Source organism: Dyella tabacisoli, from assembly GCF_003350925.1.
GTDB classification, from domain to species: domain Bacteria; phylum Pseudomonadota; class Gammaproteobacteria; order Xanthomonadales; family Rhodanobacteraceae; genus Dyella_C; species Dyella_C tabacisoli.
This window is the reverse complement of the sequence record NZ_KZ857187.1, coordinates 1-12,899: the sequence shown is the minus strand read 5'-3', so window position 1 is coordinate 12,899 and position 12,899 is coordinate 1. Positions and strand designations below refer to the sequence as shown.

3 protein-coding genes are annotated in these 12,899 nt (G+C 62.6%); 1 reads left to right on the top strand and 2 read right to left on the bottom strand.

What is annotated here, in order from left to right:
• The first annotated feature begins 167 nt into the window (after positions 1-167).
• On the top strand, positions 168-506 hold the full coding sequence (locus tag DVJ77_RS20570) for a hypothetical protein (RefSeq protein ID WP_114847414.1): 339 nt from the start codon (positions 168-170) through the stop codon (positions 504-506).
• A gap of 178 nt (positions 507-684) precedes the next feature.
• Here DVJ77_RS20570 and DVJ77_RS21285 read toward each other — a convergent pair whose 3' ends face one another.
• The gene (locus tag DVJ77_RS21285) at positions 685-984 is read right to left on the bottom strand and encodes a contact-dependent growth inhibition system immunity protein (RefSeq protein WP_162791625.1); all 300 of its coding nucleotides are present in this window, start codon (positions 982-984) and stop codon (positions 685-687) included.
• On the bottom strand, positions 981-12,884 hold the full coding sequence (locus DVJ77_RS20565; protein WP_225428125.1) for a putative Ig domain-containing protein: 11,904 nt from the start codon (positions 12,882-12,884) through the stop codon (positions 981-983). Before DVJ77_RS20565 ends, DVJ77_RS21285 begins: the two co-directional genes overlap by 4 nt.
• Positions 12,885-12,899 lie beyond the last annotated feature (15 nt).

Genomic DNA, 12,899 nt, shown 5'->3' with positions numbered 1-12,899 from the left:
CGCCTACAGACTTTTAGTGCAAACCCGTGGCAGACTCGGGCTGTCGCTATCTGGTTTCATCAGATCCACCACACAGATAGCGACAGCTGGAGAAGTAAGAAGCGCGAGCCAAAGGTGCGACTAACACCCTTGACCCGCTAACCACAACAAACTTCATTGGAGTTGTCATGGCTAAGACGAATAGTACGGTAGAGCAGCACCCGTCTGCTGAATTTAACCCGCTAAGTCGCTATTTTTTGACCGAAGGCACGTTGGTCGGCCCCCACGAGGAATCCCTCACCACCCTCACCGGCATGCTTACAGGCGTGCTGACCCTGGTGCGCATCCTGGCCACCAGCGAATCGTTTCGCGAGCTACGCGACACCAACCAATACCAAGAGCCCGAAGAAATGCCCTTCAATCCGATGACCACGGAAGGTTTGTTTATGGCCCTGCATTTTTTGACGGAACGGGCGGAAGCGGTGGCTGGGCATTTGCTGACTAAGCAAGAGAAACAAGAGAGGTAAGTTGGTAACGTGCGAGCCCCGCTGTGAGTGGCGGGGTTCGTTTGGCTACTTTCACTGTGCCACGCTCTCAAGCGTCAGATGATTTGTTGAAGCTGTAAGCGGCGCTCGTTTGGGCACCTTCGCCGCGCCACGCTCTCAAGCGTCAGGTGATGACTCTGACATCTTTGTTTCAAAGCACTCACGCCTTAGCAAATACATCGCGAACATGTCGCAGCCATTGCTCACAGCTCAGTCCTTGCGAGCTTGGATCAAAGTAGCACCCAACCTTATCGACAAGAATTTCCCTCAAAGCACTTTCAGAAGGTGGATCAGCCAAGAGTCCATCGATCTCTCGTACTCCGCTGGAAATCTGCTCCCTTGGCTCAGACTCAACAATCGCCCGCAAGGCAACCGCATCACTCTCAAACTCGTCAGGCCAATCCTGGTGGAAATAGCAGCCTAGCAATTGTCCCAGTGCATCAAGTTTTTCGTAGGTCATGGCTTTGTCGGAAACCCAGTAAGGATCTTGTAACCAGTTGGCATGGATGAGTCTCTCACTAGAATCACACGGGCGGAATTAACGTCAACTGCGCTCGTTGCGCCACGAGAAACGGATATGCCAACGGGATCGGACAAGGAATAGTCAAGACGCAAGCGACCTGAAGATCCATTGCTCAACCAGTTTGTCACTGCTTGTTGGTTCGCATCAATTGTCTGCGAAACAGCGCTTTCTGCCGCAGCTCGATCATAGAACGATGACGAGCCACTGATATTTGGCTCTGCAGCCAGTCGATCCAATAGATCCTGCTCCGATTGCCCAACGTGCTTCAGTAGTAGATGGCCGCCGGCATCTTCATGGGCCTGCAATCCACCGCCGTCAACTATCGGACTGAATGGGACTGCTTCGCCAGGAACACTCTCAAACCTCGACGAAGCACTGTCCAGCCACGGCGTCGGCTTATACCCCGCGACCGATCTTTCCGCCATCAACTCCGCGCCACCCGCCAACCCGGTGAGGCCCGTCAACAACGCACTATAGTCGCGTTGGGCGACACCCTTGTAGAACTCCGCAACAGCATAGCCCGTACCTAATGAAGTCGCTGCCGCAGCCAAGCCGCTCCCCATCCCTTCAGGTAGTACGCCCGACACGGCCGTGCCGATGCTGGCCAGCCCATTGGCCACCGCGGGTACGGCCAACGCACCGGCCAACGCACTGGCCACAAGCGCAGCACCGGCTCCCAGCGCCGCAGGTGCGGCCATGCCTTTCAGGAAAATCTCATTGCTACTGTTGCGCACCGTGTCGTTGATTTGCTCCGATTGCTGGGCATCGGTCAAACGATCCTGCCATACGCGAGCCCCATCCGATTGCATCTTCACGCTCTCGTCCGTGGTCATCCCGCCATCAAGTCGGCTGTTGGGATCGCTGTAGTAATGCTCTGGATGGCTAGAGGCTTGCACCGCCTCCAACGTAGGAGTAAAGAGATACGGCATCCCATTCGCACCGGTTTTGGAGAACAACGAAGCGTTATCGCCGGAAGGCAAGCCGTACAGGTTCTGATTGGGTAAATACCCTTGGGCAAACGCATTCGGGTCGGTGAAGTTGAAGTCTCTCGCACCTCCAGCGGCCGTGTTGCCGTAGCCAGAGTCGCTATTGAACGTGGCCAGCGGATTGTTCAGGTCATAAGCCGGGGCCGTTTGGGTGTTTTGATTCTGATTATTGCCCGACGCGAGTTGATCGTTATGGGACGCACTCAACCCAGCACTCAACTGCGCCACCTGTGCCTGCGCCTGCTGCACCTGTTGCTCGGCCTGCTGGTACTGATTCTGATACAGGCTGTATTGCACGTTGTCTTGCGCCTGGGTCTGGGTCTCTTGCGCGACCTGTTGATCGTTTTGGTTGATCTGCTCGTTGTTCTGGGCGATCTGTTGATTGTCGTAGGCGGCTTGCTCTTGCTGCAGGTAGCCAAGGCCGCTGTCGAAGCCCGACCATCCTATGCCGCCACCATTGCCGCTGCCGGTATCGCCGCCACTGGCGCCCGCATCGGAGCCTGAGCCTTGATCGTTATTGTTTGAACCGCCCGAGTTACCCTGGCTGCCGCTGTCGGTACTCGATGAGTCATCGCCGACGCCCGTACCACCCGTGGCCAAGGAGTAATCGGACGGAACGGTATAGTTGCTGCCACTGTTGCTGTTGCTGTTGCTGTTGCTGTTATTGGACCTTTCAGACGAGGGTCCAAAAGAGAACAGCATGCTCCCGTCACTGGGCGCCGATACATAGCCCCTTGCTAACCCAGCCGCTTTCCACGGCTCTATCCACTGGCGTCTGCGCGCGGTGAGGGCCCGTTCCAGCGCGCTCCCGCCGAGCCGCTCGCCATCGGCCATTTCCAGGGCGATACGGGCTTTGGCGGCTTCTGCCTGCTGGGCCGCCACGGCGGCCGCCGCCTCGGCCTGATTGGCCGCCGCTTGCGCCGCTGCTGCCGCACTCCGCGCCGCGGCCGCATCCGCTTGCTGACGTGCCCACTCCTGCGACGCTTGTTCGATCTGCGCCACGGTCTGCGCCAAGGCCGATTGCTGATTGAGCAGCGCACTGATCGACAGCGCGACGATCTGTCCTGTCGTGTCGAACGCCGTACCGCCGCCGCTTAGCAACGCGCCCTGCGCATACGGCTGAAAGGTGTCGTAGGCATTCGTGCTGGTGGTCACCTGCGGAATACGCAGCACCATTCCCAGGGTCAGCGTGCTGTCGAGGGACAGGCCATTGGCCTGCGCCAGGATGTAGGCGTAGTTGCCGTTGCCGTAGATGGCTTGCGCGATCGATCGCAGCGTGTCGCCCGCGCTGACGGTGTAGTTCTGCGTACCTTGATTGCTGTTGCTGTAGCCACCGGTGGTGCTGAGTACGTTGATGTTGCCGGCGGTATCGACACTGCCGAGTTGTTGCTCGTTGACCGACGCATACGTCGTGGTGACCGTGCTGCTGGTGGAGGTGCTTTGCTGCAGCATCTGGCCGCCGGCGCTGTAGGCCATGACCTGGGTCTGGCTGGTGCCGTTGACGGTACCGACGATTTTGCTCAGCTCGCCCAGGTCGTTGTAGGTGTTGACGGTGGGCTGGCCCAGGGTGCCGCCGCCGGCGATCAAGGTGGGCGTGGTGCTGGCGAGCAGCAGGCTGTTTTGCTTGATGTAGCTGTTTTGGTAGCCGATGGTGCCGCTGGTGGGGCTGCCGTTGACCACGGTCGCGGCGCTGCCGGTGGTGACGCGATAGCCGAGTGCGTTGCCTTCGGCGTCGTAGCCATAGCCGGGGCCGGCCGCACCGTAGTTTTTGTCGGTGACCAGCAACAGCGAACCAGCGGTGGCGCCGCTCGGTGCGCTGGGCGGCGCGGTGTCGGCGTAGTTGGCGGCGACGTTGTTGCCGTATTGCGTTATCAATGCTTGCGCGGATGTCTCGGCGTATTCGCTTTGATCGACCAGCCCGCCGTCGGCGTTGTAACTGTAGAACGTGTCGGTAGCGACCCAGCCGGCGTCGTTGAAGGTCACCAGGGTACCGTTGGACGTGCCGGCGCCCTGATGGCCTGGCAGGTTATAGGTGACGTCGCTGGTTAGACGTCCATCGAGGTCGTAGCTGCGTGTTTCGTAGGGCGCCAGGGTGCCGCTGCCAGGCGCCTGGGTCTGCACCATGGTCAACTGGTTCAGCACGTTATAGCTATTGCGCTGGAGGGTGTTTTGCCCTGCACTCTTCTGCGTCATATAGGTCGCGACATTACCTGCCGCGTCGTAGACATTGGCCGCGGAGTTGGTCGCGGTGGTGATAACGATCTGGCCGTTTTGCAGGCTGCCGTTGGCGACCTGGACGCGGTTGTCGGCGTCGTAGGTGTACCAGTTGGCGACGATGTTGGGTGCAGGGGCCGGTGCAGCGGCCGCCGCGGCGACCATGGGGCGCGCGACCATCGCACCGATGTACGGGCCAACCACGAGGGTAAAGGCCACGCTGACGCTCAAGCCATCGACGGGGTCCGTCGCAAAAATGTGGCCGATGAAGTGCTGCTTCGCCATCGCTATGGGTGGCGAGCTGGTTATCGTGCCGGAGGCGTCCATGCTGGTACCCGGCGGGAAGAACCCGTTTAACTGATACGTCAGCGGGCGCCCCATCGGATTGCTGAAGGTATTGGCCGGCATGGTCCAGGTGGTCGTATCGCCCGCGGCGAAGCCAATGTAAGTGGGTATGCCGCCGTTATAAACCGGGGTCGGCGCCGCGCCGACCGTAATCACGAACGTGGTGGACGCTACCGGCCCTGCACTGGAGGTGGCCGTATAAGTCACCGTGTACGAGCCGGGGGTCGTGGGCGTGCCACTGAATATGCGTGAGGACGGATCGAAGCTGACACCTGCCGGCAGGCCACTGGCGCTATAGCTGATCTGCGAACCATTGGCGTCGGTGGCCGCAGGCGCCTGATAAGCGCTCATGGCAATGCTGGCCATCGCACTTTGGTTGCTGACACCGCCACTGAACACCGGCGTCACCGCCGGCACGGTGATGGCGAAGTTGAGCGATGCCGTGGTGCCCGCGCTGGAGGTCGCCGTGTAGGTGACCGTGTACGTACCGGCGGCGGTGAGCGTACCGCTGAAGGTACGCGACGGAGCATCAAAATTGATGCCGGGCGGCAGACCGCTGGCGCTGTAGCTGACCGCGTAGCCATTGGCATCGGTAGCGGCGGGCACTTGATAAGGCGTCATCGCCACGCCCGGCGTCAGTGACTGGTTACTGACCCCGCCACTGAACACCGGCGCCACCGCGGGCACCGTGATGGTGAAGCTGGTGGAGATGGTGGTGCCCGAGCTGGAGGTGGCCGTATAGGTGATCGTGTACGCCGCGGCGGCGATGGCACTGATCGTGCCGCTAAAAGTGCGCGTGGCGGCATTGAAACTCAGGCCCGCCGGAAGGCCACTGGCGCTGTAGGTCACCGCATCGCCATTGGCATCGGTGGCGGCGGGCGCTTGATACGCCGCCATCGCCGCGCCGGGCTGCACGGTCTGGTTACTAACCCCGCTGCTGAATACCGGCGCCACCAAGGCCACGGTCACCGTAAACGTGCTGCTCACGCTGCGACCCACCACGTCGGTCGCGGTGACGGTGACGGTGTTGCTGCCTGCCGCCGTCGGCACCGGCGGCGTGCCGCTGAAGGTTTGCGAGCCGGCGTCGAAGCTCAGCCAGCTAGGTAAACCACTGGCGGTGTAGGTAAGCCCGATGCCGAGTGGGTCGCTGAAGTTGCCGCCGACGGCATAGGTCAAGGCATTACCCGGCGCCACGCTTTGGGCGGCCAGGGTGATCGCGGTGGGCGCGCCGGCTGTCACGGGAATCGGCGCGGCGGCCACGCCGCCTGCACCGGTATTGCTGCACGTGTACACGGCCCGGCGATTGCCATTGGCGTCGTAGACATAGACGCTGCGCATCGTCGCGACGGCGCCCGCGGCATCCTCGACCGTGACCTCTTGCAGGCGGTTGTGGCTGTCGTAGGTAATGACCGTTTGATTGGCTACCGTCGCGCCGTTGCCGTCCTGGGTGTTGACCGTCTCCAGGATTTCGTTGCCGTTGGCGTCGTAGCTGTAGCCATAGGTGGAGGTCACACCATTGACGACCTCGGTCAGGCCGGCCAACTGCGCATCGGCTTCGTAGCTGAAGTTGAGCGTGGCAGTGGTGGTAGCGGCCGGGCCGGTGGGGGCCCAGTTGCTGGTCTCGGTGGTCAGCAGGCCGGTGTTGGCGTCGTAGGTGTAGGTGTAGGTCGCGCCGCTTAAATCGACGTGACTTTGTACACGGCCGAAGTAGTCGTACACCCAGCTCTGCGTGTTGCCATTGGTATCGGTCTGGCGAGTCAGATAACCGTTGACGTCGTAGACGAAGGTTTTCGACTGACTGTTGGTGTGTTGCAGCGGTGTCTGGCTGGTGAGGACGCGCTTCTGGCCATCGTAGGTGTAGTAGCTGGCATTGCCTAGCGCGTCGGTGACCTGAAGGCGGTCACCATTGTTGTCCAGTACATAGGTTTGCTGCGCGATCAGGGTGCGCGCGGTGCCGGCGCCGTTGAGTTGGAAATAGCCTTGTCCGATGACCTGGTTAAGGCCGTCGTAGCTGGTATAGGTGATGTTGGCCTGGGTGCCGTTGACGGTTTGCACCGGCGGGGTTTGCTGCGCCACGGCGCAGCCCAGGGCGTCGTAGGCGGTGTAGGTTCGGGCGCCGGTATTGTCCTGCGACATCGTGAGGTTGCCCGCGGTGTCGTAGGCGTTCCACCCGCTGTTGGTGTTCTCGTCGGTCGAGCCCATCAACTGGCCATTGACGTTGCGGTACCACTCCTTCGTAGGTGTAGCCCAGGTGCGCGCACCGCTCGCGGAAACAACGAGTACGTTGGCCTCCACTTGCTGATAGAGCTGATTGCGACTGTCGTAGTAGTTCTGCGTGGTGTTGCCGACGGCATCCGTGAGACTGACGACATTGCCCCAGCGGTCGTAGGCGAAATGACTGATGCTGCTGGATTGGCCGCTGGCGCTCGCGGTGTTGGGTACCTGGTGCGCGATCGCGCGGCCGGCCAGATCAAACTGATCGAGCGTCCACACGCTGCCCCCGGTGATGAGGTTGGCGTCGCTGGCCTGCCAGCCCATCAAGGTATGGCTGTAGTAATGCCTCGCGCCGGTGTGGCTGTTCGACGCATAGGTCAGGTTGCCGTTGTTGTCGTAGCCGTAGCTGGCCTGGTAGCCGGTGTTGTCGCCCTTGGCGACCACCTCGCCGAAGGCGTCGTACTGTTGCCGGACGTAACGGTCGTAGGTGCTGACGCCACTGCGCTGCACGACCTCGCTCAATAGCTGGTTGTCGGCGTCGTAGGTACGGGTGGTGGTGACGGTGGTGCTGCCGGTCAAGGTGTAGCTCTGCGTCAGCACGTTGCCGTTGGCGTCGTACGTCGTGCTGCGCAGGGTGGCCCCATTGGGATCGTACACGCCGGTCAATTCGCCGGCGGCGTCGTAGTAGGACCACGTCTGCCGGCTAAGGCCGCCGGCGGAAACGTTGGTGCTCAGCTTATTGCCCAGCGCATCGTAGACATAAGTGGTGACGGGGCTGACATTGGTGTAAAGCGCGGCGGTGGTCAGGTCGTAACCCGGATTGGCTTCGAGCAGGGCCTGCCAGTTGCTTACCAGTGCCTGGCGTGCGGGCGCGGTGACGGTCGCCACACGGCCCAGGGCGTCGTAGGTCGTGGTGGTGGTCGTACCGTTGACGCTGACGCTGGTGACGCGGTTTTCGCCGTCGTAGGTGATGTTGGTCACGCTGCTGTTCTGGCCGCCGCCTACACTTCCGCTGCTCAACGCCCCCATGACGGCGCCCACGTTGGTGGTATAGCTGGCGATGCCGGTCAGGGTCTCGCTGGCTTGGCGGCCGATAGCGTCATAGGTATACGAGGTGGCGCGGCTACCGTCGGCCGGGGCGGCCAATATCGTCGGCATCGCGGCCGTGCTGATGCCGCTGGTGCTGATCGCCTGCGCATAATCGGTGCGGGTAACGACAGCACCGAAAGCGTCGTACGCGGTCGTCGTGATATAGCCCTGCGGGCTGGTATAGGCCCCGGTGGGCGTAACCACTATCACCGCGCGATTGAGTGCGTCGTAATAGGTATAGGTCGTGGCCCAGATGACCGGAGTGGTGGTGCCGTTGAGGGTCAAGGCACCCTGGATCAAGTTCGACGTGCTGGTGAGGTTGCCATAGGCGTCGTAGGTGTACGTCGCCGTGGCGGCGCCGGTGGTGCCGTTGCCGGCCCATTGCCCCATGGCCATCACGTAGCTGATGGTGGGCTGCGTCACCTGCGTCTTTTGATTGAGCTGGTTGTAGGTGGTGGTGGTGGTGCGGTCGCTGGCGGAGGTCACCAGCCCCTGGCCCACCTGCGCTTGCGTCAGCGGTTGCCCGGCGCTCCAGCCGCTGATGGCGGCGGTGTTGAGCGCGGTGGCGTAGTGCGTGACGGTAAGCAGGTTGCCGTAGGCGTCGTAGGTCTGCGACTGGACATAGCCGTTGCCGTCGATGGCATAGGTCAGTTCACCGGCGGCGTTGTAGCTGCGGTAGCTGAGGTTGCCGTTGCCGTCCTTGCTGACAACGGCCTGGCCCAGGGCGTTGTAGGTCACCGTGCTGGTGGTGAGGTTGAGCGCGTTGATGGTCTGCACCTGGCGGCCCGCCGCATCGTACGCGGCGTGGCTGGTGCTGAGATTGGTGATCGCCGCGGCGCTGCTGCCGTAACCCTGGCTGGTGCTGATGACGTCGCCGAAGGCGTCGTAGGTGCTGGTGGTGTAGAGGTACTGGTTGGCGGCGCTCTGGAATTGCGCGTTGACGCTGCTGTAGCTGCCTACGGTGACGGCCGGGCTTTGCGTCTGCGCCAGGCGGCCGGCGCTGTCGTAGCTGTAATGCCACACCGCACCGTCGCGATTGGTCGCACTGATCTTCTGGCCAAGGCCGTTGTAGGTGTAGGTGGCGCTGGTGCCCAGCGCATCGCCGCTGCTCAGCAGGTGACCGAGCGCATCGTAGGTGGCCGCGCTTGTCCGCGCGCCGGTGCTGCCGCCTGCGGTGGTGATCGCCGTGGCGATGGCACTTGCGGTGACCATGGCCGGCAACACGATGGCGTTGGCATATTGTGTGGTCTGCGTGACGCGACCAAAGCTGTCGTAGGTCCATTGCGTGACATGGCCGAGCGTGTCGATGCGATAGACCGCGCGGTTGTCGGCGTCGTAGACCTGGCTGGTGAGGTGGCTGTTGCCGAAGCCCGCGACCACGCCGGCGACACCGGCGGTGCTGAGCTGGGCACTCAACGACTGTCCGGGGCTCACGGTGAGCGTGTTGCCATAGACGACCTGCGCGGCGACGTTGCCGTTCGCGTCGTAGCGCTGCTCCGTCACCTGGGCGAGGTTGCCGCCGTTGTTTTGCTGCACGGTGAAGCGTTGACGGCCGGCGGCGTCATAGAGGTAAAGCGTGGCCTCGGCGCTGCTGTCTGCATTGCTGCCGGTGGTGCCGCCGACGGTGCTGCTCAGCCAGCTCAACGCGGTGCCTTGCTGCAAGGCACCGGTTTGCGTAGCGAGGCTTACGGCGTTGGGGTAAGCCAGGGTTTCGGCGACGCGGCCGGTTGCGTCGTAGCGCGTCTCGGTGACGTAGCCCAGCGGATCGATGCGAAAGCGCGCCTCGCCCGCGGCATCGTACAGCGTGTAGCGCATCGGATCGTTGGCGCTGGCGGTCACCAGGGCGCCGATCTGCGTGGCGGTGGGGTTGTTGCCAAGGCCGGTAAGTTGGGCGCTGGTCAAGGCCGTCGCGTAGGCGTGCGTCGAGGTCACGCGGCCATCGGCATCGTACGTGCTTTGCACTACCGCGCCGGCGGCGTCGACGGCATAAACCGTGCGGCCTGCGTTGTCGTAGACCGCGAAACTGCTGCGGTCGTTAGCGCTGGCGGCGATCGGCGTGGCGACTTGTGCGGTGGTCGGCGCCGTCCCCAGCGCCGTGAGCTGCGCACTGGTCAGTGGCGTGGCGTAGGCGGTGGTCTTGCTGATGCGACCGGCGGCGTCATAGGTCAGTTGGGTCACATCGCCGGCGCCATCGATCCGATACACCGCCGCGCCATCGGCGTTGTAGGCGGCCCAGCTTTGTACGTCGCCGCTGCCGGGGTTGAGCAGGCTGGCGATGACGCTGGGCGTCGCGGTCGCGCTGACGATGGCGCTGGTGAGCGGGCTGGCGTATTGGCGCGTATAGCTGCGCTGGCCGGCGCTGTTGTAGGCGTATTGGGTCACGTTGAGCGCGGTGCCGTCCAACACGTACAGCACCTGGCCGTCGGCGTTGTACACGCTTTGATGGTAGCTGTCGGCGCTGTTGGGGCTGAGGTCGGCCGTGATCGCCGCCAGCGTGGGCGTGTTGCCCAGCGTGCCGAGCTGGCCGGCCGTGAGCACGGTGGCGTAGCCGCGGGTCAGGGTCAGGCGACCATCGGTGTCGTAGGTGGCCTGCGTCACCGCGCCGGTGGGATCGATGGTGAAGACTTTCTGGTTCGCTTCGTTGTAGACGTAGCGCGTGACGTTGCCATTGGCGTCGGTGACGCTGAGCAGATTGTCGTTGGCGTCGTAGCTGTAGCTGGTGGTGAGTTTGAGACCCGCCGGATCGACGATGGTCTGGCTCAGGCGCTCCCGGTTGTCGTACACGTATTGCGTGGTGCTGGCCGCACTGCTGCCGGCCCCCTTGATGAGGGTGAGCGTCTTGCCCGCGCCGTCATAGGTATACGTGGTGGTGAGGTTGAGCTTACCGGTACCGGCATCCTGCACCTGGGTCAGCACATGGCCGTCGGCGTCGTAGCTGGTGGTCGTCACGCTGCCCATCGGGTCGGTGACGCTGAGCGTGCGCCCTTGGCCGTCGTAGACGTAGCTCGTCTTGAGATTGAGACCGGTCGGGTCGACGGTGCGGGTCAGCACGCGGCTGCCGGCATCGTAGCTGTAAGTCACCACATGACCGGTGGCATCGGTACTCTGCGTCAAGTGACCGTCAAGGTCATATTGATTCTTGCTGAGATTGCCCAGAGCGTCCTGGGTTTGGGTCAGATGGCCATCGGCATCGTAGGTGTAGGTGGTGGTGTTATTGGCGCCGTCGGTAACGGTGAGTGTGTCACCGAAGACGTCGGTCACCGTGATGATCTGCATGCCACCGGGCGTCGTGACCGTGGTCTTATTGTTGAGATAGTCATACTGGTAACTGGTGACGTTACCCAGGGCGTCGGTTTGCGTGATGGCACTGCCGAAAGCGTCGTAGGTGGTATTCGCGATGCGCGCCGTGCCCTGCACGGTCTGCGCGACGCTGATCTTGCGGCCTAAGGTGTCGTAGCTATAGGTGATGACTTGGCCATTGCCATCCGTCGCCTGGGTAACCCGGCCAAAGGCATCGTAGGTCTGGGACGTACTGCGCGCCACGCTCGTACCGAGCGCATCGGTCTCGCCGATACGCTCACCACGCAGGTCATAGCTATCACTGGTGATCGTGCTGTTGGCGGCACTGAGTGCACTGCCTGGCGCACTCAACTGCTGTTGCTGCTGGAGAAGATCGCCGAACGCGTCGTACTGATAGGCCGCCTGATAGCCCAGCCCATCCACGGCGCTCGCGACCTGACCGTTCAATGTGTACGTGTAGCTGGTGGAGCGGTCTGTCGCTGGGTTGGCCAGCGACGCCGCGGCCGTCGCCAGTTGCGCCATCGTCGCGGTGGTCACGTTGAGTGTGGTGCCGCTGCTGCTGCCGCTGGTCGTCAACGTCAACGGGCTGCTGAAGCTTCGGCTGGTCGCGACCTGGCCGAAGGCGTTGTAGGTATAGGCCGTCACGTTGCCGACGGCATTGAGCGTGCTGCCGGCCGGCTGGCCTTGTACGGTATACGCCAACCGTCCGCTGGCGTCGTAGTACGCGTAGGTCGTGTTGCCCAGAGGATCGGTGCTGGTGATTCGTTGACCCAGCGCGTTGTAGGTGCTTGTCGTGCCGTACTGGCTGAACACCGCCGTTTGCTGTGCCGCGGTCATGCCACTGACCAGGTTGGCGGCGCCGACGCCGTCGAGCGTACCCACGACATCGCCGAAGGCATCGTAGGCACTGGCGCTGATACGCGGCACACCGCCGCCGAGTCGTCGCTGTGCCGTCGTCGTCAACAGATGCCCTACGCCATCGTAGGTGTAGCTTGTCAGAATGACGGCCCCCAGGCTGTAGCTGTACAGCAACCGTCCGGCGGCATCCCAATCGACTCTCGAAAGCATGTTGCTACTGGCCGACACCATGCCGACGACCGAGGCCGCCGTCTCCGCACCGGTGAGCGCGGCAAGCTGAGCAGGCGTCAGCGCCTGTGTGTAACGTGTGGAGACCGCTTGTTTCCCGATGCCAAGGTCAGCCTCCCCTATTTCATAGTGCAGGATCGTGGTGACATAACCGGCGGCATCGATCTGCAAGATCACTTGACCACGGCTGTTGTAGTAGCTGCGCGTGGTTTGGTCCTGCGCGGTGCTGATCAAATCCGCCTGCAGCGTGCTCAGCGCCGGTGCATTTCTCAAAGCCGTCTGCTGGGTGCCGGTCAGTGCGGTCGCGTAGGCCGTGGTTTTCACGGCATCGCCGGCGGCATCGTAGGTGGTGACGGTGACATAGCCCGCCGCATCGACGGTGGCCACGGCGCGGTTGTCCGCGTCGTAGAACGTCTGCGTCAGGCGATCATTGGCGCTGACACTGAGGTCGGCTTGCAAGGCGGCCCAGGTCGGATTGCTACCCAACGCCGTCCACTGACTCAGCGTCAGTGCTGTCGCGTAGGCACGGGTGGCGATCGCGTTGCCGATGCCGTCGTAACTCGTCGTCGTCACGTCGCCTTGCGCATCGATGCTGGCGACCACGCGCCCGGCACCATC